Origin of the sequence: Vibrio sp. A1-1 (assembly GCF_021728175.1) — a bacterium.
GTDB classification, from domain to species: domain Bacteria; phylum Pseudomonadota; class Gammaproteobacteria; order Enterobacterales; family Vibrionaceae; genus Vibrio; species Vibrio diabolicus.
On the sequence record NZ_JAKKCL010000001.1, the window covers coordinates 745,961 to 770,166 of the forward strand.

The window sequence follows — 24,206 nt, forward strand, 5'->3', positions numbered from 1 at the left end:
CCTAGTAAGGATAAAACCATGAAAAAAATGACCATCAACGACCTAATCAAGTGGAAGCAAGAAGGTCGTAAATTTGCTACTTCAACCGCTTATGATGCGAGCTTTGCCCAACTGTTTGAAAGCCAAGAAATGCCAGTACTTCTTGTTGGTGATTCTCTAGGTATGGTTTTGCAAGGTCACAACGATACTCTGCCAGTAACGGTCGATGATATCGCTTACCATACTCGTTGCGTACGCGCAGGTAGCCCAAATTGTTTGTTGATGGCTGACATGCCATTCATGAGCTACACCACGCCAGAGCAAGCTTGCGAAAATGCGGCTACACTGATGCGTGCGGGTGCCAATATGGTGAAAATTGAAGGTGGTGACTGGCTAGTCGACACTGTAAAAATGCTCACTGAACGCTCGGTTCCAGTTTGTGCTCACCTTGGTTTAACTCCTCAAGCCGTGAATATTTTTGGTGGTTACAAAGTCCAAGGTCGCGATCAAGAAAAAGCGGACCGCATGGTGAAAGATGCGTTAGCACTGCAAGAAGCAGGCGCTCAAATCGTCTTACTAGAGTGCGTGCCTGCTGAGCTTGCTGAGCGTATTACGCAAGTGCTCGACGTGCCTGTTATCGGTATTGGAGCTGGTAACGTGACAGATGGTCAAATTCTCGTGATGCATGATATGTTCGGTATCTCTGCCAACTACATGCCGAAATTCTCCAAAAACTTTCTTGCTGAAACAGGTGATATGCGCAAAGCCGTTGCTAAATATATTGAAGATGTAGCCAACGGTGTATTCCCAGACGACGCTCATACCATTGCCTAGAGGATAAATGCATGCAAACTTTTGCGGAAATCTCAGCAGTTCGTGAACACCTTAAAACCTTTAAACGTGAAGGTCGTAAAATTGCGTTTGTCCCAACCATGGGCAACCTTCACGAAGGTCACTTAACTTTAGTGCGTAAAGCACGCGAATACGCTGATATCGTTGTCGTAAGCATCTTTGTTAACCCGATGCAGTTTGATCGTGCAGACGATTTAAATAATTACCCACGTACGCTAGAGGAAGACTTAAGCAAGTTGACCTCTGAAGGGGTCGATGTGGTATTTACGCCAACACCAGAAGTTATCTATCCTGAAGGGCTTGATAAACAAACGTTTGTTGATGTTCCGGGTCTATCGACAATTCTTGAAGGGGCTTCACGCCCAGGTCATTTCCGTGGCGTCACAACCATCGTAAACAAGCTATTTAACATCGTTCAGCCAGATGTGGCCTGTTTTGGTGAGAAAGATTTTCAACAACTTGCGGTTATCCGCAAGATGGTTGTCGATCTTGCGATGGACATTGAAATCATTGGTGTACCAACCGTACGTGAAATGGACGGGTTAGCTATGAGCTCTCGCAATGGCTTACTCACGCTGGATGAGCGCCAGCGTGCGCCAGTGCTTGCTCGTACAATGCGTTGGATCAGTAGTGCCATTCGTGGCGGCCGTGATGACTACGCATCGATCATCGAAGATGCGAGCGACCAACTTCGAGCTGCTGGTTTGCATCCTGATGAGATCTTCATTCGTGATGCTCGTACTTTACAAGTGATCACGCCAGAAACGACACAAGCCGTCATTCTGATGTCTGCGTTCTTAGGCAAAGCTCGTCTTATCGATAACCAAACGGTAGATATGGTTGTCGAAGCGAAGGAAGAAGTAGAGTCTAGTAATACAAACTCAGAGAGCGCAGAGTAAGCTCTGAGCCATCAAGACGTAAAAAGGTCGACTCTTAGTCGACCTTTTTTATGTTCTACATATAGACGCAATCTAATCCTTCAGGACGTGTTTTAAACCGCTTGTGCAGCCACATCCACGCTGGAATATCACGTTTTATCATTTTCTCGAGTTCTTGATTCAAGATACTTGCCGCTTTAATCGCATTACGCCTCTCGAAACGCTCACTGATATCTTTTCCAATATACAACGTGTAATGGTGATTCTTGCTCACTGTGACGCCAGATATGACCGCGCACTTTGTTGCGTCTATAAGCACACTTGAGCCCACGGTACTCGCGGCTTGTTCAACAGCAAAGAATGGTGCAAAAACAGAATGGCTGACGCCATAATCATGGTCGGGCAAATACCAAAGTCGATGACCATTTTTCAGAACTTTGAGCATTGATTTAACGTCTTTTCGATCAATCATTTGATGCCCAAAACGAGTTCGACCTCGATGTTGAATAAACTCATAAGCAGGATTCGAATTTGGGCGATAAACGCCATAACCTTTGGCAAACTGGCTAAAAATACGAGCGGTTATCTCCAAGTTTAAATGGTGACTGCACACCACCAACACACCACGGCCATTCTTTTCCTCAGCGAGTAAACGATCTTTTCCAACAGTAGAGGTTATCCGACGAATCCGCCAGTCTGGCCAAAACCACGCTATGCCCGTTTCGATGATCGCCATTCCCGTATATTGAAAGTTTTTTCGTACTACGTCCTTACATTGCCAATCCGTAAAATCAGGGAAACACAGCTGGAGATTACGCAGAGCGATCTTGTGTCGGCGCTTCATTACATGCATCGCAATATAACCGATGCCTCTACCTAAAACTTTCAACACCACGTAAGGGAGTAGATTTACAATGACCGCTAGAGAGCCAAATGCTAGCCAAACAGGCCAATACTTGGGCTTAAGTAACTGATAGGAGAAAGGCGGCGGCGGGACAATATTCATAGGATCACTCATTTATTACAAATGATTGAAACCTAACATGATAAAAACCGAAAGATTGTATGGGAGTGTATTGTTATGCATGCCAAAGAGCAGCATGATTCGCTGCTCTTTGTTGTGTGGGAGAGTCTTAGCTTCTTAGCCCAATACCTTTCGTTACTAAGTAATGAGCCACGGCATACAGCGCTATCACAAACACCGCAAGCACACTGAATGAGGTGACAATACCCACATCCGATACGCCTAAAAAACCATAACGGAACGCATTCACCATGTAGACGATTGGGTTAATCTTAGAGACACCTTGCCAGAATTCAGGCAGTAAGCTGATGGAATAAAAAACACCACCCAAGTAGGTTAACGGGGTCAACACAAATGTAGGAATGATCGAAATATCATCAAACGTTTTTGCATAGACCGCATTGATCAACCCGCCTAGAGCAAATACAACGGATGTCATGAAGACGGTCGCAACAATAATGCCCCAGTGTTCAACTTGCAGATCCACAAACAATAGAGACACACAGGTAACAATAGCGCCTACTAACAAACCTCGAGTCACACCGCCCATTACGTATCCAGCAATGATCACGTAATTTGGCACTGGTGCCACCAGCAGCTCTTCAATGTTCTTCTGTAGTTTTGCACTAAAGAACGAAGACGCCACATTCGAGTATGAATTGGTGATCACCGACATCATGATCAAACCTGGAACTATGTACTCCATGTAGCTAAAGCCGCTCATCTCACCGATTCGAGAGCCAATAAGATTACCGAAAATGATGAAATACAGTGTCATTGTGATTGCAGGCGGAACTAAAGTTTGCACCCAAATACGCGTAAAACGGGTGATCTCTTTGCTCAGCAAGCTACGAAATGCCGTCCAATATAAACCGTACATTTACTTACTCCCTTCTCTTACAATGCTGACAAACAACTCTTCCAGTCGGTTGGCTTTGTTACGCATTGAAAGAACTTTAATACCATGCTCTGTTAACTGACTGAACACTGAATTCAATCCTTGGCTTTTATCTAGCTCTATCTCTAAAGAGCCATCAACAATACTTTGTCGATTGACGCCTTCAAGCTCAGGCACCTCGCCTTCAGATTCAATGTCTAGGATAAATGTCTCGACGCTTAACTTACCTAGCAACGCCTTCATGGTGGTGTTTTCAATCAACTCACCCCGGTTGATAATGCCGATATTTCGACACAGCATCTCCGCTTCTTCTAGGTAGTGCGTCGTCAAAATAATCGTAATCCCTTGCTCTTGGTTGATCTCTTTCAGAAATTCCCACATTGAGCGGCGTAGTTCAATGTCCACCCCAGCCGTTGGTTCATCCAAAATGAGCAACTGCGGCTCGTGCATCAAAGCTCGGGCGATCATCAAACGGCGCTTCATCCCGCCAGATAAATTACGGGCACGCTCTTTACGTTTTTCCCATAAATCGAGTTTTTTCAGGTACTTTTCAGCTTGTTCTTTGGCTAATACTTTAGACACACCGTAATAGCCCGCTTGCTGCATCACGATTTGTTCAACAGTTTCAAACTGATTGAAGTTGAACTCTTGTGGCACCAAGCCTAAATTCTGTTTGGCCAACTCAAGGTCGGTATCAATGTCATAACCGAAAACTTTCGTCGTCCCAGAAGTTTTGTTCACTAAGGAAGAGATGATGCCGATCGTGGTCGATTTTCCTGCACCATTGGGACCCAGAAGCGCGTAGAAGTCACCCTTTTTCACTTGGAGACTAATACCTTTTAATGCCTCAAAGCCACCTGCATACGTCTTGCGCAGCTGTTCAATTTCTAATGCGTACATAAGGTCGTGATTGCCGTTTGTTTGTGATTACTAATACCGACTCGATGTTTATCAGCGGTTTACTACGAAATCGCCTTGGGTATTGTACTGGAGGTCCATCAGTTTATCGTTGAATAACGATGATTACAATTAAACCTTTCGATAGTATTGGAAATATAGTCCCCATCAACGTAAAGGTTATCTGCAAGTAAGGAAAAGTTAGGGAATAAAAAACGCAACAGAGCGCTGTTGCGTTTTTAACGATCAGAGTGATTACGCCGTTATACGCTGATACTGGTCCGCCTCGACATGTGCTACCGCCGCATTCAATGCTTCATAACGGAATTGGTACATATTGTCATTCGGGACAAGATCAATAACGTGGAACTTTTCTAGCTGTTCTCGCGTGCGCTCATTTGGACACAACAAATACACGGCACAATTAGCATCGAGCGCATCTTTAATCGCGTTTTCTAACGCTAAACCGACAGTAACATCAATCATAGGTACATCGGTAAGATCGAGAATCATCACATCATAATCCGAAATACTGGAGTGCTGGCGTGAAATTGCCTTAGAAACACTGAAGATCATTGGGCCCGAAAGATAAAAGAACAGTACTTTGCCATTGGCGCGATCAAGCAAGCCACGCTCGCTGTCAGTTAGCGGCACATCGTCTTCATCCGCGTCACTGATCGCTTTCACTTGCCTCGCCTGTTCTCGGCTCAGACGCTCAATGATAATAATGTTGGAAATAAAGACGCCCAAGCCCACGGCAACGATAAGATCAACAAACACTGTGAGCAACATAACGCCATACATTACCGCCATTCCGGAAAAGCTAACCTTGTGTGCTCGTTGAATAAAACTCCAATCCAAAATGTTAAAGCCGACATATACTGCAATGCCAGCCAACACAGCCATTGGGATCGGCTCCGTTAATCCACCAGCAACCAATACGACCAATGCAAGCATAAGTGCACGAATCACACCGGACAATGGCGAACGAGCCCCAACTTGAATGTTAGTCACCGTGCCCATCGTTGCGCCCGCGCCAGGTAGTGCACCGAACAAGCCTGAGATCATGTTGGCAAGACCTTGGCCTCGCAGTTCTTTGTCTGAGTCGTGCTCTTTACGAGTCAAGGAGTCACCGATAACCGCCGTCAACAAAGTATCGATACAACCTAAGGTGCCGAGCACCAATGCATCAATAACCATCTCAACAAACATATCTGGATCAATATGAGGTGCAACGAGAGAAGGCAATCCTGCCGGGATTTCACCGATACGACGAATGTCTTCCGTATCGAAGAACATCACAGACAATAAAGTCACCGCAACCAACGCCACGAGTTGCGCTGGTACATATTTTCGATATTGCTTAGGGAAGAAAAAGAGAATCCCCAAAGTCAGTAGACCTAAAAACAGTTCACTGAACTTGAGGTTAGAAATGGTCTCCGGCAAAGCAGATAATGTTCCGAGCACTCCTCCGGAAGGAGCAGCATGCCCCATCAAAGGTGATAGCTGCAAAATGATAAGAATCACGCCAATCCCTGACATAAAGCCCGAAATCACGCTATATGGCATCAAGGTAACGTATTTACCCAGTTTTAACGTCCCTAATAGGATTTGGAACGCGCCAGCCATCATAACAACCGTGAAGGTCATGGCCATGCCCGTTTCTGGATACTTCGCCATCATACTGGTTAACACAGCGGTCATGATTACCGTCATTGGCCCTGTTGGTTCTGATATTAACGTATTAGAACCACCAAACAACGAAGCAAACAAACCGACCATTATTGCGCCCCAGAGGCCTGCTTCTGCCCCTGCACCGGATGCAACACCGAACGCTAACGCCAAAGGAAGAGAGATAATCGCCGTGGTTACCCCGCCAAATACATCCCCTTTGAAATTAATATCTTCAAAACGACTACCGAACACTGCTGATTTCCCTGCATTCAATTTTAAAAAGTAAAATGTCATTACTTTAACGAGCCAGGCGAAAATTTAAACCATAAATAGATTAAGGCTAAATTCACACCACAAATAATTAGGCCTAATTTTACGTTTTTATTGATGAAAACTAGTCAGATGAGTCCTGTCTGACGAATATTTAACGGGATCGAAATTGTAACATTGTGTATAGTTACAACACTGATCGCTTGCATGTTCATATAAGCGGCAGCGCTTTTGTCTTTTAAGGGAAGTAGTTTGCAAGATGCCGGAAATTAAACAGTTATTTGAAAACAATTCGAAATGGTCTCAAGAGATCAAATCTGATCGACCTGAATACTTCGCAAAACTCGCAGAGGGTCAAAAGCCTGATTTTCTTTGGATTGGCTGTTCTGATAGCCGTGTCCCTGCCGAGCGACTAACCGGACTATACTCGGGTGAACTATTCGTTCATCGGAATGTTGCAAACCAAGTCATCCATACTGATCTCAACTGTCTGTCCGTCGTTCAATACGCCGTAGACGTTCTTAAGGTTAAACACATCATTGTCTGTGGACACTATGGCTGTGGTGGCGTGAACGCAGCCATTGATAACCCTAAGCTAGGTCTTATTAATAATTGGCTGTTACATATCAGAGATATCTATTTCAAACACCGCACTTACCTAGATCAAATGCCGCAGCAAGATCGAGCGGATAAACTAGGCGAGCTTAATGTCGCAGAGCAAGTGTACAACTTGGGTAACTCAACCATCCTGCAAAACGCTTGGGAGCGTGGGCAAGATGTTGAAATTCATGGCGTGGTATACGGCATTGAAGATGGTCGTTTAGAGTACTTAGGCATTCGTTCTAACTCTAAGGAAACCGTAGAAGCGTCTTATCAGAAAGCCCTTTCGACGATTCTAAATACAGATAACAAGCTGCTTTGTCGCTAAGCTACATCTAAGATGTTGAACAAAAAACGCCCATCTGAGATGGGCGTTTTTTTATATTTTTAATGCTGCTCTCAATGATTATTCTTGAGGTACAACTTTACCGATGTATGGTAAGTGGCGGTATTTCTGCGCGTAATCAATACCCACACCAACGACAAACTCATCTGGGATTTCAAAACCAATCCAATCCACAGGAACATTCACTTCACGACGAGATGGTTTATCTAAGAGCGTACAAATCGCGATAGACTTCGGCTCACGCAGCGATAAGATCTCACGGATTTTATTTAGTGTGTTACCTGTATCAATGATGTCTTCAACAAGCAAAATGTCTTTGCCTTTGATGTCATCATCCAAATCTTTCAAGATACGAACGTCACGTGAACTTTCCATTGTGTTGCCGTAGCTTGACGCTGTCATAAAATCAACTTGGTGAGTCAGTTCGATAGCACGTGCCAAGTCTGCCATAAATACAAATGAGCCACGCAATAAGCCTACCAACACAAGATCTTCACTACCTTGATAACGCTCTGTAATTTGTTTGCCTAATTCACGAACTCGTTCCTGAACTTCTTGCTCAGAAATCATGACTTCTATTGTATGTTTCATACTGTGCTCAATCTAATTTGTGGGTTGAGGTAAGTCGCACGCAAACGATCACCTAATCTTACGGCGTGTAGTGTATCACCACGTTCATTGGGTTGAAAGTCACATCCTGTTGCCAAAAAATCTTGGAAGAAGGTCTTAGTTTTATAAAGTTCATAGCTAAATTTATCAATAATAATGACATTACTGTATATAAATTGTTCTACAGATGTTGACCTTGTTGATATGCACCATTACACTCATCACTGCTTTAAGCAACTATTAAAATAATCAATTAGGGGGTTACCCCCAATATCAACTCAAATGGCAAGGAAAATGGATATGGACTCAATTGCAAAGAGACCAAGAACTAGGCTTTCCCCGATTAAGCGTAAGCAACAGTTAATGGAAATCGCATTGGAAGTGTTTGCGCGCCGCGGCATCGGTCGTGGTGGTCATGCAGATATCGCAGAAATTGCTCAAGTTTCTGTGGCGACCGTTTTTAACTACTTCCCGACTCGTGAAGACTTAGTGGATGAAGTACTCAACCACGTCGTACGTCAGTTCTCGAACTTCCTATCGGATAACATTGACTTAGACCTACACGCGCGTGAAAACATCGCCAATATTACTAATGCGATGATCGAGCTTGTCAGCCAAGATTGTCACTGGCTAAAAGTTTGGTTCGAGTGGAGTGCTTCAACACGTGACGAAGTATGGCCATTGTTTGTTTCAACTAACCGTACTAACCAGTTGCTGGTACAAAACATGTTCATTAAAGCGATTGAACGTGGCGAAGTGTGTGATCAGCACGATTCAGAACACTTGGCAAACTTGTTCCACGGTATTTGTTACTCACTGTTTGTCCAAGCGAACCGTGCAAAAAGTGAAGCGGAACTTAAGCACCTTGTTAGTTCATACTTAGACATGCTTTGCATTTACAACCGTGAACACTAAAGCTTAACTCGCAATATATGTCAGCCCACCCGTTTGGTGGGCTTTTTATTGTCTGCTGTCAGCCGAGCACACGTTTATATTCCTACCTAACAAGCATAAAAAAACCGCTGCAATGCAGCGGTTTCTATCATTAAGTCAGGAAAAAGCTTACTTCTTCTTAACTGCTTTTTTGTTTGGCAGGTCAGTGATAGAACCTTCAAATACTTCAGCAGCTAGACCTACAGACTCGTGTAGAGTTGGGTGAGCGTGGATAGTCAGAGCGATATCTTCTGCATCACAGCCCATCTCAATTGCAAGGCCGATTTCGCCTAGTAGTTCACCACCGTTAGTACCAACGATAGCACCACCGATTACGCGGTGAGTTTCTTTGTCGAAGATTAGCTTAGTCATGCCGTCTGCACAGTCAGATGCGATTGCACGACCTGATGCTGCCCATGGGAATGTTGCCACTTCGTACTTGATGCCTTCTTCTTTCGCTTCTTTTTCAGTCTTACCAACCCAAGCTACTTCTGGCTCAGTGTACGCGATTGAAGGAATAACTTTAGGGTCAAAGTAGTGCTTCTTACCAGAGATAACTTCAGCAGCTACGTGACCTTCATGCACACCTTTGTGAGCAAGCATTGGTTGACCAACGATATCACCGATCGCGAAGATGTGAGGAACGTTAGTACGCATTTGCTTATCAACGTTGATGAAGCCACGCTCGTCAATTTCTAGACCCGCTTTTTCACCGTCGATTAGCTTACCATTTGGTACACGACCGATAGCAACTAGAACCGCATCGTAACGCTCAGCTTCAGCTGGCGCTTTCTTGCCTTCCATTGAAACGTAGATACCGTCTTCTTTTGCTTCAACTGCTGTTACTTTCGTTTCTAGCATTAGCTTGAACTTGTCTTTGATACGCTTAGTAAATACTTTCACGATATCTTTGTCTGCTGCAGGAATTACCTGGTCAAACATTTCAACAACTTCAACTTTAGAACCTAGAGAGTGGTAAACCGTACCCATTTCTAGACCGATGATACCACCACCCATGATAAGCAGTTTTTCTGGCACTTCTTTTAGTTCAAGAGCGTCAGTAGAGTCCCAAATACGTGGGTCTTCATGCGGGATAAATGGCAGTTTGATTGGACGAGAACCAGCCGCAACGATTGCATTGTCAAAGTTAACCACAGTTGGCTCACCTTCGCCTTCTACAAGGATAGAGTTAGGGCCAGTGAACTTACCGTAACCGTTAACTACTGTAACGTTACGCATCTTAGCCATGCCGCTTAGGCCGCCAGTTAGTTGGTTAACAACTTTTTCTTTCCAGATGCGGATTTTGCTGATGTCTGTTTGAGGCTCACCGAACACAACGCCGTGGTCAGCCATCGCTTTCGCTTCCTCAATTACTTTAGAAACGTGAAGCAGTGCTTTAGATGGGATACAACCCACGTTCAGACATACACCGCCAAGCGTGCTGTAACGTTCAACTAGTACAGTTTCAAGACCTAAGTCCGCACAACGGAATGCAGCGGAGTAACCAGCAGGACCAGAACCAAGTACAACAACTTGGGCTTTAATTTCTTTGCTCATTTTGACCTCTTGTAGTCATTATCCCTAACAGGCTGAGTGGGTATCGATTTTTTATGTTTAAGAGAGATTTGTTTTAAACAGTTATTTTCAGACCGCTAACAGTTTACAGAGATGTTAATGGTGTGAAAAGTAAATCAATTTAGCCTGTGAGCTAGACAACAATTCGATTGTGAAAACCCTGAACGAAGCAAGGCTGATAACCAAATTGTCGGTAATTATGATTAGCAGAGGCGGCTAAGTTGCCGCCTCTCATTCATCTAATTTCTATTACAGAACTAGACGACGAATGTCAGATAGACATGAGTTTAGGTAAGTGATGAAGCGCGCACCTTCAGCACCATCGATCACACGGTGGTCGTATGATAGAGATAGTGGAAGTTGTAGACGCGGTTCGAACTCTTTACCGTTCCATACCGGTTTCATTTCTGACTTAGACACACCTAGGATACCAACTTCTGGCGCGTTTACGATTGGAGTAAACGCCGTACCGCCGATACCGCCTAGGCTAGAGATAGTGAAACAGCCACCTTGCATGTCTGCCGCAGTTAGCTTACCAGCACGTGCTTTCTTAGAAACAGCCATTAGCTCTTCAGATAGCTCGTAGATGCCTTTCTTGTTCACATCTTTAAATACCGGAACAACTAGACCGTTTGGTGTATCTACCGCGATACCAACATTCACGTATTTCTTCAGAATTAGGCTCTCACCGTCTTCTGATAGAGAAGAGTTGAACGCTGGGAACGCTTCAAGCGCTTTAGCTACCGCTTTCATGATGAACACAAGTGGTGTGATCTTCATGCCAGTGTCTTTCTTCGCTTCAATCGCGTTTTGCTCTTTACGGAATGCTTCAAGAGCCGTGATGTCTGCGTTATCCCACTGTGTAACGTGCGGGATCATTACCCAGTTACGGTGTAGGTTTGCACCAGAGATCTTCTTAATACGAGATAGCGGTTGAACTTCTGTCTCACCAAACTTGCTGAAGTCCACTTTTGGCCATGGTAGTAGACCAAGAGCCGCGCCGTCGCCTTTGCCAGATGCTGCTGCACCTGCGCCAGACTCAAGACGCTTAAGTGCATCTTTCACGTAAGCTTGAACGTCTTCTTTTAGGATACGGCTCTTACGACCAGAACCTTTAACCTTAGAAAGGTTAACGCCAAATTCACGCGCTAGACGACGAACAACTGGAGACGCGTGAGCGTACTCGTCGTTCTCTTTGAAATCGCCAGTCGCTGCTGGAGCTGCTGCCGCTGGAGCTTCTGCTTTAGGAGCCGGAGCCGCAGGTGCTGCTGCTTGAGCTGGAGCCGCTGCAGGAGCTGGAGCTGCGCCCGCCACTTCGAATACCATGATTAGTGAGCCAGTAGACACTTTGTCGCCAGCTGCAATCTTGATTTCTTTCACTGTACCAGCAAATGGTGCAGGAACTTCCATAGAAGCTTTGTCACCTTCAACAGTGATTAGAGATTGCTCTTCTTCCACTGTGTCGCCAACGGCAACCATGATCTCAGTAACTTCAACTTCGTCGCCGCCGATATCTGGAACGTTCACTTCTTTTGCCGCAGACGCTGCTGGAGCTGCTGCCGCAGGAGCTTCAGTTGCCGCTGGTGCTGCTGGAGCGCCTGAACCTGCTGTTTCGAACACCATGATAAGTGAGCCAGTCGATACTTTATCGCCCGCTGCAACTTTGATCTCTTTTAGAGTACCTGCGAATGGCGCTGGAACTTCCATAGAAGCTTTGTCGCCTTCAACAGTTAGAAGAGATTGCTCTTCTTCGATGCTGTCGCCAACGGCAACCATGATTTCAGTAACTTCTACTTCATCACCACCGATGTCTGGTACGTGAACTTCTTTTAGTTCTGCCGCTGCTGCTGGAGCTGGAGCTGCTGCTGGAGCTGCTTCTGCCGCAGGAGCAGGTGCAGCGTCAGCTGCACCCTCGGCTTCGAAAATCATGATTAGAGAACCAGTAGAAACCTTGTCGCCTTCTGCAACTTTGATTTCTTTAACGATACCCGCTTGAGAAGCAGGAACTTCCATAGAAGCTTTATCGCCTTCAACTGTGATCAGAGACTGCTCTTCTTCAACCTTGTCGCCAACGCTTACAAGAATCTCAGTAACTTCAACCTCATCCGCACCGATGTCTGGTACATTAATTTCGATTGCCATTTCTTATCTACCTTCTTAATTAAGCGTATAGCGGGTTTGTTTTCTCTGTGTCGATGTCGAATTTCTTAATTGCTTCTGCAACTACAGATTTCTCAACTTCGCCACGTTTCGCTAGTTCAGTTAGCGCTGCTACTACTACGTAACCTGCGTTCACTTCGAAGTGACGACGTAGGTTTTCACGGCTGTCTGAACGACCGAAGCCATCAGTACCAAGAACTTTGAAAGACTCAGCAGGAATGTATGCACGAACCTGCTCTGCGTAGTTCTTCATGTAGTCAGTTGCTGCGATAGCAGGTTCCGTACCCATTACTGTTTGGATGTAAGGTACTTTCGCTTCCGCTTCTGGGTGAAGCATGTTGAAACGCTCTGCATCTTGACCATCGCGAGTTAGTTCGTTGAATGACGTTACAGAGTAAACATCAGAAGCAACACCGTAATCTTCGCTTAGGATTTGAGCTGCTTTACGTACTTCATTCATGATAGTACCAGAGCTCATTAGCTGAACTTTCGCTTTGTCGCCAGTGTAAGTTTCTAGCTTGTAGATACCTTTACGGATGCCTTCTTCAGCGCCTTCTGGCATTGCTGGCATTGCGTAGTTTTCGTTCATTAGCGTTAGGTAGTAGAACACGTTTTCTTGTTCTGGACCGTACATGCGACGGATACCGTCTTGCATGATTACTGCTACTTCGTACGCGAATGTTGGGTCGTAAGAAATACAGTTAGGAACCGTACCCGCCAAAATGTGCGAGTGGCCGTCTTCGTGCTGTAGACCTTCACCGTTCAACGTTGTACGACCCGCAGTTGCACCTAGTAGGAAACCACGTGCTTGTTGGTCACCAGCCATCCACGCCATGTCGCCAACACGTTGGAAGCCGAACATTGAGTAGTAGATGTAGAACGGGATCATTGGTAGGTCGTTTGTCGAGTATGAAGTCGCAGCAGCAACCCATGAAGACATAGCACCTAGCTCGTTGATACCTTCTTGTAGAACCTGACCTGAAGTCGCTTCTTTGTAGTAAGAAACAACGCCACGGTCTTCTGGTGTGTAAGTTTGGCCGTGCGGGTTGTAGATACCGATTTGACGGAACAGACCTTCCATACCGAATGTACGCGCTTCGTCAGCAATGATAGGAACGATGTTCTTACCAATGTTCTTGTTCTTAAGTAGAACGTTTAGTGCACGTACGAATGCCATAGTAGAAGAGATATCACGCTTCTGTTCTTCTAGTAGTGGCTTGAATTCTTCTAGCTCAGGAACGATGAATTCTTGAGTGAATTTTGGTAGACGCTGTGGTGTGTAGCCGTGTAGCGCTTTACGACGAGCGTGTAGGTATTCGTACTCTTTTGAACCTTCTTCAAGTTTCAGGTACGGAAGCTCTTTCACTGCTTCGTCAGTTAGGATGTCTTGAAGACCTAGACGATCACGTAGGTGTAGTACGTGAGTCATGTCCATCTTCTTAACTTGGTGCGCGATGTTCTTACCTTCAGCCGCTTCACCCATGCCGTAACCTTTAACAGTCTTAGCTAGGATTACTGTTGGACGACCTTTAGTTTCTGCCGCGTTTTTGTATGCCGCGTATAGCTTAGAAGACTCGTGACCACCACGCTTAAGTGCGAAGATTTCGTCATCAGTCATGTCAGCAACAAGTGCCGCTGTCTCTGGATATTTACCAAAGAAGTGCTCACGTACGTACGCGCCATCTTTAGATTTGAATGTTTGGTAGTCGCCATCGATCGTTTCGTTCATAAGCTGTAGAAGCTTACCAGAAGTATCTTTAGCTAGTAGTGAATCCCAGTTGTTACCCCAGATTACCTTCACTACGTTCCAACCAGCACCTTTGAACAGACCTTCAAGTTCTTGAATGATCTTACCGTTACCCATTACAGGGCCATCTAGACGCTGTAGGTTACAGTTGATTAGGAAACATAGGTTGTCTAGTTTCTCACGCGCAGCGAAAGAGATAGCACCACGTGATTCTGGCTCATCCATCTCACCGTCACCTAGGAACGCGTAAACGCGCTGCTCTGAAGTATCTTTAAGACCACGGCCTTCTAGGTACTTAAGGAAACGAGCTTGGTAGATAGAAGCGATTGGACCTAGGCCCATCGATACTGTCGGGAACTGCCAGAATTCAGGCATCAGTTTAGGGTGCGGGTATGAAGGAATACCTTTGCCGTCTACTTCTTGACGGAAGTTGTCTAGCTGCTCTTCAGTTAGACGACCTTCAACGAATGCACGTGAGTAGATACCTGGTGAAATGTGACCTTGGTAGTAAACTAGGTCGCCACCATCCTTCTCGTTTGGTGCACGGAAGAAGTGGTTGAAACATGTCTCGTAGAACGCAGCAGAAGACTGGAAAGACGCCATGTGGCCGCCTAGCTCTAGGTCTTTCTTAGATGCACGTAGAACGATCATGATAGCGTTCCAACGAATAATTGAGCGAATACGACGCTCAAGTGTTGTGTCACCTGGGTATGCTGGTTCTTGGTCTGCAGGAATCGTGTTGATGTAGTTAGTTGTGATACCTGTTGGCATATCAACACCGTCTAGACGTGCTTTATCTAGAACTTGCTCTAATAGGAACTGAGCACGCTCTAGACCTTCTTCACGTACAACTGACTCAAGCGCTTGTAGCCATTCTTGAGTTTCCAGTGCATCTACGTCATGCTTCATATCAGACATGGCGATCTATCCTTCTGTTGGTTGGATCTACTTATTTAAGTAACGCTCTTACGAGTCGTTACCCTGCTGAATTCGACGTAGAGAACGCTCTCGTCGAGACTCTTCTCGAGTCAAATCCAACAATGTTTCTTCGATGTAAGCCAAGTGCGAGTGGGACATTTCTCGCGCCTTTTCAGGCTGACCAGAAACAATCGCATCCACGATATTGGCTCGGTGTTTACTGACTTTCTCGACCGCTTCTGGGCGGCGACGTAGTAATTTAAAATTTTGTAGAATATTTTGCTCAAGCAAAGGTGCTAAGCTTCGAACAATGTGCAACAAAACCACGTTGTGCGCGGCTTCGGTCAAAGCGATCAAAAATTGCATCACTTCCGCAGATTCAGCTTCGATATCGTTGTTTGCTTGCTCTTGGCTAATGCGTTCAAGGCAACCTTGAATACGCGCAAAATCTTCTTCGGTACCACGTAAAGCTGCAAAGTAAGCTGAAATTCCTTCCATTGCATGACGAGACTCAAGCACATCAAGCTGGGTTTCAGAATGACTAGACAACAAATTCAACAAGGGATCTGAAAAGCTCTTCCAGATATTCTCACTTACGAATGTTCCGCCACCTTGGCGACGAGTTAACAAACGCTTCGCTTCTAAGCGTTGAATGGCTTCTCGGACTGAAGGACGAGACACATCGAACTGTCTTGCCAGTTCACGCTCTGGAGGCAGTTGTTGCCCCGGAGACAATGTTCCTTCCACTATCAACCTTTCTAACTCTTGTTCTATAACATCAGAGAGTTTTGGCTGACGAATCCTTTGATAAGCCATAATTTATTGTTCTTCTACTCTTGCAGGTAATTGGTAATACCAATTTTAAGTTGGTGCAGAAATTAACATAATTAAAACGCCACTGTCCAGCCGAAAATTGACCTAAATCATAGAACGAGCTTACTTCCAACACTCTGATAACAATCGACTGTTAAAACAGCAATAGAATTGGTATGACCAATTACATAAAGCATACAAATGGGAAGTCGACGTGCTAGCAATTTTGGAAAAGAAATACAGAAAATGACAAAATTATCAGTCTATTTCTTCACCAAAACGGCGTATACGAGCGTAAAAATGTAGTTAACTTTTAACAATCATTAATATTTCTGGTATCAAAAAAAGGCATACCTGATCGTATGCCTTATTTATTTCGCTTTTTTGAATTTACACTTTCGCTACAAATCAACGCTGTATAAGCTGTCTATATTTCACCCAATCAAAGCTTAGACCAGGATCGCTTTTTCTCAAGGGCGCAATATATTGATGACCGGTAATTCGTGGCAGGGTGATGTGGGGATAAGACTGCATAATCACCTCAGTGATCTCTGCAAGTGATTGATATTGCGCATCTGTGTAGGCAGTAAATTCTGTCCCTTCAAGCTCGATACCAATGGAATAGTCATTACAACGCTCCCTGCCCGCGAAACTGGATTGACCGGCATGCCATGCTCTATCGAGAAAAGAAACAAATTGAACAACCTCGCCGTTTCTCTTAATCAAGCAATGTGCAGAAACGCCCATTTTGTGAATAACTTCAAAAAATGGATGTGCGTTTGGGTCTAGCTTGCCAGTGAAGAAGTCCTCTATAGAAGGTCCACCAAACTGCCCAGGAGGCAAACTGATGTTGTGTACCACCAGCAGAGAGATGTCGTTTATATCAGAGCGGGCATCAAAAAATGGTGACGGAACATGCTTTGCCTGTGTCAGCCAGCCATTCTCGATAATTGGGCGCATATCAACCTCTCTTCTTTGCAAATTAACTGCTGAAATTATTGACACCGGAGAGTATCATCCGTTGCCATCTCCCTTTCAAGACAAGATTTGCGATGAAGAACACACACAACATTCAAGAACGCCTAGAATACCTTAAACAACAACTCCCTTTAGAGATCACTCGCTCTGTCGCTGATACCTTAAAAGAAGATCTAGGTGGCAGTGTCGACGTAGATAACGACATTACTGCATCTTTGATCCCTGCCGAGGCAGTTAATACCGCAACGATTATTACTCGCGAGCATGGTGTGTTCTGTGGTCAAGCATGGGCTGATGAAGTTTTTAAACAGCTCGGTGGTAAGGTCAGCATTGAATGGCACGTAAAGGACAGCGATAAAGTCGAACCTAACCAAACCCTTTGTACGCTGACAGGCCCTGCTCGTGACTTGTTAACTGGTGAGCGTAACGCAATGAACTTCATCCAAACGCTGTCTGGCTGCGCAACAGTTACCGCAGAGTACGCTGAAAAAATCGCGCATACTGAGTGTCGTCTACTAGACACACGCAAAACCATTCCTGGTCTGCGTAGCGCACTAAAATACGCCGTGACGTGCGGTGGTGGCTTTAACCATCGCATCGGTGTGTTCGACGCTTACCTTATTAAAGAAAACCACATCATTGCTTGTGGCGGTATTACTCAAGCGATCCAAAAAGCGAAAGAGCTTAACCCAGGCAAGCCAGTAGAAGTAGAAACGGAAAGCTTAGAAGAGTTGAAACTAGCTATAGACGCTGGTGCCGACATCATCATGCTCGATAACTTCACAAAAGAAATGATGCGTGAAGCCGTAGCGATTAACGCAGGTCGTGCTGCTCTAGAGAACTCTGGCAACATTACGCTAGAGACCATCGCAGAATACGCAGAAACCGGTGTCGATTACATTTCGGTAGGCGCGTTGACTAAGCATCTAAAAGCGATGGATCTTTCGATGCGCTTCAAATAATAAAAGCAACACAATCTAAATTACTTCAACTAACTCAGTGAGTTGTGAGTAATTCATCATTAAAAAGGGCCAATAGGCCCTTTCTTTTTATCCATTTAAAAAATAGTACTACTCGCAAAACTCTGCATGCAATATGCAACTTTCTACCAAAGAGTTTTATCTCACTCGAGAGCCCATCTCTTCCCCATTTTCAACCCACCTTAACTCTCCATAATCTTTCGCTAATGCAAGAGCATTATTAATTTTTAGGAAAGGGTTAAAAATGAAAAACAGTAAACAGAAGAAACAACAGGGTTTTACTCTGATCGAATTGATGATTGTAGTGGCTGTGATTGGTGTCTTGGCATCCATAGCTATTCCACAGTACCAAAAATATGTGGCAAAGTCTGAGGTTGCTTCTGCACTCGCGACATTAACAGGTTTAAAAACAAACGTAGAGGCGTACGCAGTTGAAAATGGCGCATTCCCTGCAAACGGAACAGAAGAGGAGCTAGGTGCACCAAAAACAATTCCATCAGGGGATATTGACTTTGCAGCTACCAATACATCCGGGGCAACCGGTACCATCACTTTCAAATTTAAATCTAGTGGTGTCAGTAATCTAGTTACTGACAAGAGTTTCGCTTTAGCAAGAGATGCTAACGGCACATGGACTTGTGCAGGTTCTAGTCAGAAGCCTGTCGAAACTGATATTTTACCAAAAAACTGTCGTTAACATTAATGCTCACCAACCTCTCAACAATTCTTCGCCAGGCCGGATTACTAACATTTTTCCAAGAAGAATCGTTGCTTGAGCAAGTCAAAGCTTCTGGCATTTCGATGCCGGAAGCTTTACTCAGTTCTGGATTCTTCACGTCAAGTGAGCTCGCTGATCACTTAAGTTCTCTCTTTGGTTTAAATCAGCCCGAGTTATCTCAGTACGAGTATGCTTCGCTTTGTCAACAGCTCGGTCTACGTGAATTAATCACTCGACATAACGCACTCCCACTCCAGCGTACGCCTTCAACGTTGTTATTAGCCGTTGCCGACCCCACGAACCAGCAAGCAGAAGATGACTTTCGTTTTGCGACTGGTTTACAGATTGAATTGGTGTTGGCGGATTTTCGTCAACTCAGCGCGGCAATTCGACGCTTATATGGTCGTTCATTGAGTCATGAGAAGTCCGGGTTAAAAGAGATCAACCAAGAAGAGTTAGCCAATCTGGTTGACGTGGGCGCAGATGAAATCGACAACATTGAAGACTTGAGCCAAGACGAATCTCCTGTTAGCCGTTACATAAACCAAATTCTGTTGGACGCTGTGCGCAAAGGCGCATCCGATATCCACTTTGAGCCTTATGAAAAGATGTACCGCGTTCGCTTACGCTGTGATGGCATCTTAATTGAAACACAGCAGCCACCAAGCCACTTAAGTCGCCGCTTATCCGCTCGTATCAAAATCCTCTCTAAGCTTGATATTGCAGAGCGACGTTTACCACAAGATGGGCGTATTAAGCTCAAGTTGAATCAAGACACCGCGATTGATATGCGTGTATCCACGCTACCGACTCTATTCGGAGAGAAAATTGTATTACGACTGCTCGACAGCAGCTCTGCGTCACTGGATATCGACAAGCTTGGTTATAGCGAACAACAAAAACAATTGTACTTGGATGCGCTCCGTCGCCCACAAGGCATGATTCTGATGACAGGCCCAACTGGGAGCGGGAAAACCGTTTCTCTGTACACTGGGCTGAGTATTCTCAATAAACCAGAAATCAACATTTCCACGGCAGAAGACCCAGTAGAAATTAACTTATCGGGCATTAACCAAGTTCAAGTTCAGCCTAAGATTGGTTTTGGTTTTGCCGAAGCCCTGCGCTCTTTCTTACGTCAAGACCCCGATGTAGTAATGGTCGGTGAGATTCGTGATTTAGATACCGCCGAAATCGCTATCAAAGCATCGCAAACCGGTCACTTAGTACTTTCAACCTTGCATACCAATTCTGCGGCTGAAACGGTGATTCGTTTATCAAACATGGGCGTAGAAAGCTTTAACTTGGCCTCATCTCTTAGTTTGATTATTGCCCAGCGCTTGGCCCGAAAACTGTGCTCGCACTGCAAACAGTCGCAAGAGCTTACCGTTCAGCTACAACATCTCGGAATTCAAACAAGCGACAACATTTTTAAAGCCAATCCCGATGGATGCAATGAGTGTACCCATGGTTATTCCGGCCGAACGGGGATTTATGAAGTGATGCGCTTTGATGAATTTCTTTCCGAAGCTCTTATTAAAGGCGCGTCGGTACATGAACTAGAAAAACTCGCCATCGCAAATGGTATGAGCACGTTACAAATGTCGGGCATAGAAAAACTCAAACAAGGGATCACAAGTTTTAGTGAACTACAGCGCGTACTTTATTTTTAATCCTTTAATCAGCAGTCACCTCTATGAAAACCACTACACCACAACTTAAAAACTTCCGCTGGAAAGGCATCAACAGTTCAGGCAAAAAGACGTCTGGACAAACCCTCGCGATGACAGAAATTGAAGTACGCGAGCGTCTAGACGCACAACACATCAAGATCAAGAAGTTAAAGAAAAGCAGTATCTCGTTTCTCACTAAACTCAGCCATCGCGTGAAAGGCAGAGACATCACGGTGTTTACCCGTCAGATTTCGACGATGTTGATAACCGGTGTGCCCTTAGTTCAGGCTTTAAAGTTGGTCTCAGAAAACCATAAAAAAGCAGAGATGAAATCCATTTTGATGAGCGTGACACGCGCCGTTGAGGCAGGTACACCCATGTCAAAAGCCATGCGCACTGCAAGTGAACACTTTGACCCACTCTATACCGACCTTATCGCAACAGGTGAGCAATCCGGTAACTTAGCGGAAGTGTTCGAGCGCTTAGCCACCTACCGAGAAAAAAATGAGCAGCTTCGTGCGAAAGTGATCAAAGCACTGATTTACCCAGCCATGGTAGTGCTAGTAGCGTTAGGCGTGTCGTTTATCATGCTCACCAAAGTCATTCCCGAGTTCGAAAAAATGTTTGTTGGTTTTGGTGCTGACTTACCTTGGTTTACCAGGCAAGTGTTAGATCTTTCCGCCTGGACACAAAACTGGAGTCCGTTTATCGCACTAGGCTCTATCAGTCTATTCATCTCGGCGAGAATCCTCTCTAAGCGTTCAGATTCTTTTCGCTTAATGCTCAACCGCTCTGTGCTTAAATTTCCTGTCCTTGGGCCTGTATTATCAAAAGCCGCTATCGCCAAATTTAGTCGAACACTCGCCACAAGCTTTACAGCGGGTATTCCAATTCTAACCAGTTTAAAAACCACATCAAAAACCTCAGGAAACTTACACTATCAACTCGCCATAGAAGAAGTTTACCGTGATACCGCCGCAGGTATGCCAATGTATGTTGCCATGCGTAATTGTAATGTGTTCCCTGAATTGGTGTTACAAATGGTTATGATCGGTGAAGAGTCTGGTCGACTTGACGATATGCTCAATAAAGTTGCAACGATCTACGAGTTTGAAGTCGATAACACCGTCGACAACCTTAGTAAAATTCTAGAGCCGCTAATTATCGTTTTTTTAGGCATCGTTGTTGGCGGATTAGTGACAGCAATGTACTTGCCAATCTTTAACTTAATGAGTGTATTGGGCTAGAATGAGCTGTTAACTCCTTTAAAACAGCATCTTGCTGATTTCACTCATCGCTCAAGAGACAAATATGGAAGTATTCCAGTACTACCCTTGGCTATTCGTTGTGTTTGCCACCATCTTCGGTCTGATCGTGGGTAGCTTCCTCAATGTGGTTATTTATCGACTACCTAAAATCATGGAACTAGAATGGCGACGCGAATGTGCCGAGTCATTTCCTGAATACAAAATAGAACCTCCTAAAGAAATGCTTACCTTGAGCGTCCCACGCTCCTCCTGTCAGAAGTGCGCAACGCCGATACGTGTTCGAGACAACATTCCTGTGATTAGCTGGCTGCTTTTAAAAGGCAAATGCCACAACTGTCAGACAGCCATTAGCGCACGCTATCCACTGATTGAACTGCTCACTGCGTTCTGCTCAGGCTTTGTCGCTTACCACTTTGGTTTTAGTTACTTTACCGTTGCCCTACTCTTTTTCACTTTTATCTTAATCGCCGCAACATTTATCGATCTCGATACTATGTTGTTACCTGACCAATTAACATTACCATTAACTTGGGCTGGCATTGCCTTAGCATTAGTCGAAATAAGTCCTGTTACTCTACAAGATTCTGTCATTGGTGCTATTGCTGGTTACCTATGTCTCTGGTCCGTTTACTGGGGCTTTAAGCTACTTACTGGTAAAGAAGGAATGGGATATGGTGATTTTAAACTACTAGCAGCACTAGGGGCTTGGCTGGGCTGGCAGTCACTGCCGATGATCATTCTACTTTCTTCTGTGGTTGGCATCGCATTTGGCATCATTCAACTACGCTTGCAAAAACAGGGAATTGAAAAAGCTTTTCCTTTCGGTCCGTACTTAGCAATTGCTGGTTGGATAAGCTTAATTTGGGGCGACCAGATTTTAAACTGGTACTTTACTTCAGTTCTAGGAGTGTAAATGGCTTTGGTTATTGGTTTAACAGGTGGTATCGCTAGCGGTAAAACAACCGTCGCGAATCTGTTCAAACAACAATTTAAAATCGATATCGTCGATGCCGACATTGTAGCAAGAGAAGTTGTCGAGCCAGGCACTCCCGGCCTAAACGCGATTATTGAACATTTTGGTCACGATATCGTTCGTGAAGACCAAACTTTAGATCGCGCAAAGCTGAGAGAGAAAATCTTTTCAAACTCAGATGAAAAAGCATGGCTCAACGCACTGTTGCACCCGATAATTCGTGAAAAGATGATCGAAGATTTGCAGCAAGTCACCTCAGAGTATGCGTTACTTGTGGTGCCGTTGCTCGTAGAAAACAAGCTAGACAGTTTGTGTGATCGAGTTCTTGTCGTCGATGTAGAACCGAATACACAGATATCTCGCACGATGAAACGAGACAATGTGAGTGAAGAACAAGCTCGCGCCATCCTTGCCTCTCAAGCATCAAGAGAGCAAAGACTCGCGCTTGCAGACGATGTGGTTAAGAATAATCCAAGTGACCCAGATCTTTTGCTTCAAATCACAGATTTGCACGAAAAGTACCTAGCCATGTGTAAGAAAAATCTGCGAAAATAGGAACGAAACTCACAAAGGCTTATGTCGATGACCACGCACAAATTTGAACATCCGTTAAATGAGAAAACTCGTATTTATCTAAGAGTGGAGTCTCTGCTGCGTCAGGCTCACTTGGCTTCTGGGTTTAGCGAAAATCACCAGTACCAACTGTTTTTCCGTGCGTTATTCGATATGGTTGAGATCTTCGAACAGATCCAGCTGAAAAGTGAACTGGCCAAAGATTTAGAGAAACAACGATTGTCGTACCGCCATTGGCTAAATGTTGATGGCGTCGATCAAGACGCATTAAATACCCTACTACAAGAGATAGATGTCGTTCATAGCCAACTGATGGGTGCAGAGCGTTTTGGTCAAGCACTAAAAGAAGATCGCTTCTTAAGCTCTATCCGCCAACGCTTTAATCTACCGGGTGGTTCATGCTGTTTTGATTTGCCAGCGTTACATTACTGGCTTCACCTACCCATTGAACGTAAAAAGCATGATGCACAGCAGTGGCAAGTAAGCTTAAAGCCCTTATCTGATGCGCTTTCGCTATGGTTGAAACTCACCAGAGAGACCGGACATTTCAAAGCTCAAATCGGTCGTGCGGGTTTCTTCCAAAGTGACGCTGATGAAGCCAATATTCTAAGGCTCCACATCCCAATGGAATATGGCGTTTATCCTATGATTTCTGGCCATAAAAACCGCTTTGCGATCAAGTTTATGTCGTTTGAAAACGGTCAAGCGTGCACACAAGATATTGAGTTTGAACTTGCTGTGTGCAGCTAAGACGGTACTAAGCCTCACCCCCACAATCTAAAATTCAACGCTTTATTGCGCTTATATTGGATAAAATTTCGTAGCGGCAATAGCGCGTTGAATAAGCCATCTTGAATTCATTTAGGTATACTA

21 protein-coding genes are annotated in these 24,206 nt (G+C 44.8%); 11 read left to right on the forward strand and 10 right to left on the reverse strand.

What is annotated here, in order from left to right; all coding sequences use genetic code 11:
• Positions 1 to 18: 18 nt before the first annotated feature.
• Together panB and panC are read left to right on the forward strand one after the other, a co-directional pair.
• Entirely contained in the window at positions 19 to 813 is a 795-nt protein-coding gene (gene panB / locus L3V30_RS03390; protein ID WP_005396718.1) for a 3-methyl-2-oxobutanoate hydroxymethyltransferase, read from the forward strand.
• 11 nt (positions 814 to 824) lie between these two features.
• Complete coding sequence (gene panC / locus L3V30_RS03395; protein WP_053809210.1) at positions 825 to 1,730, forward strand: pantoate--beta-alanine ligase; 906 nt, start codon at positions 825 to 827, stop codon at positions 1,728 to 1,730.
• A 55-nt stretch (positions 1,731 to 1,785) separates the two neighbouring features.
• Here the strand turns inward: panC and L3V30_RS03400 are convergent, their stop codons facing one another.
• From L3V30_RS03400 to L3V30_RS03415, 4 genes are all read right to left on the reverse strand, one after another.
• The gene (locus L3V30_RS03400) at positions 1,786 to 2,715 is read right to left on the reverse strand and encodes a Kdo(2)-lipid IV(A) acyltransferase (protein WP_237308314.1); all 930 of its coding nucleotides are present in this window, start codon (positions 2,713 to 2,715) and stop codon (positions 1,786 to 1,788) included.
• Between the two features lie 127 nt (positions 2,716 to 2,842).
• A complete protein-coding gene (locus L3V30_RS03405; protein ID WP_005396714.1) occupies positions 2,843 to 3,613 on the reverse strand; it encodes an ABC transporter permease in 771 nt (256 codons plus the stop codon).
• Positions 3,614 to 4,531 (reverse strand): ABC transporter ATP-binding protein, encoded by a 918-nt coding sequence (locus L3V30_RS03410; RefSeq protein ID WP_237308315.1) that lies wholly within the window; start codon positions 4,529 to 4,531, stop codon positions 3,614 to 3,616.
• A gap of 252 nt (positions 4,532 to 4,783) precedes the next feature.
• The gene (locus tag L3V30_RS03415) at positions 4,784 to 6,454 is read right to left on the reverse strand and encodes a SulP family inorganic anion transporter (protein ID WP_114323662.1); all 1,671 of its coding nucleotides are present in this window, start codon (positions 6,452 to 6,454) and stop codon (positions 4,784 to 4,786) included.
• A 277-nt stretch (positions 6,455 to 6,731) separates the two neighbouring features.
• On the opposite strand from L3V30_RS03415, the gene can reads away from it, so the two are divergent.
• Positions 6,732 to 7,400, forward strand: a complete 669-nt coding sequence (can, locus tag L3V30_RS03420) for a carbonate dehydratase (RefSeq protein ID WP_005379996.1) — start codon at positions 6,732 to 6,734, stop codon at positions 7,398 to 7,400.
• Positions 7,401 to 7,478: 78 nt separating this feature from the next.
• On the opposite strand, the gene hpt is transcribed toward can, so the two are convergent.
• A complete protein-coding gene (hpt, locus tag L3V30_RS03425) occupies positions 7,479 to 8,009 on the reverse strand; it encodes a hypoxanthine phosphoribosyltransferase (RefSeq protein ID WP_005379995.1) in 531 nt (176 codons plus the stop codon).
• 318 nt (positions 8,010 to 8,327) lie between these two features.
• Here hpt and opaR point away from each other — a divergent pair, with 318 nt between their 5' ends.
• Positions 8,328 to 8,942, forward strand: coding sequence for a transcriptional regulator OpaR (opaR, locus tag L3V30_RS03430; protein WP_031780576.1), 615 nt, complete (start codon positions 8,328 to 8,330; stop codon positions 8,940 to 8,942).
• Positions 8,943 to 9,089: 147 nt separating this feature from the next.
• Here the strand turns inward: opaR and lpdA are convergent, their stop codons facing one another.
• From lpdA to ampD, 5 genes are all read right to left on the reverse strand, one after another.
• Positions 9,090 to 10,517, reverse strand: a complete 1,428-nt coding sequence (lpdA, locus tag L3V30_RS03435) for a dihydrolipoyl dehydrogenase (protein ID WP_005379993.1) — start codon at positions 10,515 to 10,517, stop codon at positions 9,090 to 9,092.
• A gap of 267 nt (positions 10,518 to 10,784) precedes the next feature.
• The gene (aceF, locus tag L3V30_RS03440; protein WP_237308316.1) at positions 10,785 to 12,677 is read right to left on the reverse strand and encodes a pyruvate dehydrogenase complex dihydrolipoyllysine-residue acetyltransferase; all 1,893 of its coding nucleotides are present in this window, start codon (positions 12,675 to 12,677) and stop codon (positions 10,785 to 10,787) included.
• Positions 12,678 to 12,696: 19 nt separating this feature from the next.
• On the reverse strand, positions 12,697 to 15,360 hold the full coding sequence (aceE, locus tag L3V30_RS03445; RefSeq protein WP_005396679.1) for a pyruvate dehydrogenase (acetyl-transferring), homodimeric type: 2,664 nt from the start codon (positions 15,358 to 15,360) through the stop codon (positions 12,697 to 12,699).
• A gap of 48 nt (positions 15,361 to 15,408) precedes the next feature.
• Positions 15,409 to 16,176, reverse strand: coding sequence for a pyruvate dehydrogenase complex transcriptional repressor PdhR (gene pdhR, locus L3V30_RS03450; protein ID WP_005396680.1), 768 nt, complete (start codon positions 16,174 to 16,176; stop codon positions 15,409 to 15,411).
• A 405-nt stretch (positions 16,177 to 16,581) separates the two neighbouring features.
• Positions 16,582 to 17,133: a 1,6-anhydro-N-acetylmuramyl-L-alanine amidase AmpD gene (gene ampD / locus L3V30_RS03455; RefSeq protein WP_237308317.1), complete on the reverse strand. Its 552-nt coding sequence runs from the start codon at positions 17,131 to 17,133 to the stop codon at positions 16,582 to 16,584.
• 92 nt (positions 17,134 to 17,225) lie between these two features.
• Between ampD and nadC the strand changes: the two genes are divergently transcribed.
• The 7 genes from nadC (at position 17,226) to zapD (ending at position 24,083) form a co-directional block, all read left to right on the forward strand.
• Positions 17,226 to 18,113 carry a carboxylating nicotinate-nucleotide diphosphorylase gene (gene nadC, locus L3V30_RS03460; RefSeq protein WP_237308318.1) on the forward strand — a complete coding sequence of 296 codons (888 nt, stop codon included), beginning with the start codon at positions 17,226 to 17,228 and terminating at the stop codon, positions 18,111 to 18,113.
• A 262-nt stretch (positions 18,114 to 18,375) separates the two neighbouring features.
• The gene (locus L3V30_RS03465) at positions 18,376 to 18,828 is read left to right on the forward strand and encodes a pilin (RefSeq protein WP_203343401.1); all 453 of its coding nucleotides are present in this window, start codon (positions 18,376 to 18,378) and stop codon (positions 18,826 to 18,828) included.
• 5 nt (positions 18,829 to 18,833) lie between these two features.
• Positions 18,834 to 20,519: a type IV-A pilus assembly ATPase PilB gene (gene pilB / locus L3V30_RS03470; protein ID WP_237308319.1), complete on the forward strand. Its 1,686-nt coding sequence runs from the start codon at positions 18,834 to 18,836 to the stop codon at positions 20,517 to 20,519.
• Between the two features lie 23 nt (positions 20,520 to 20,542).
• Positions 20,543 to 21,766 (forward strand): type II secretion system F family protein, encoded by a 1,224-nt coding sequence (locus tag L3V30_RS03475; RefSeq protein WP_074191781.1) that lies wholly within the window; start codon positions 20,543 to 20,545, stop codon positions 21,764 to 21,766.
• Positions 21,767 to 21,830: 64 nt separating this feature from the next.
• Positions 21,831 to 22,700, forward strand: a complete 870-nt coding sequence (locus L3V30_RS03480) for an A24 family peptidase (RefSeq protein ID WP_237308320.1) — start codon at positions 21,831 to 21,833, stop codon at positions 22,698 to 22,700.
• Positions 22,701 to 23,315 (forward strand): dephospho-CoA kinase, encoded by a 615-nt coding sequence (gene coaE, locus L3V30_RS03485; RefSeq protein ID WP_047008979.1) that lies wholly within the window; start codon positions 22,701 to 22,703, stop codon positions 23,313 to 23,315.
• Positions 23,316 to 23,342: 27 nt separating this feature from the next.
• Positions 23,343 to 24,083 (forward strand): cell division protein ZapD, encoded by a 741-nt coding sequence (gene zapD, locus L3V30_RS03490; protein WP_012841416.1) that lies wholly within the window; start codon positions 23,343 to 23,345, stop codon positions 24,081 to 24,083.
• The last annotated feature ends 123 nt before the right edge of the window (positions 24,084 to 24,206 follow it).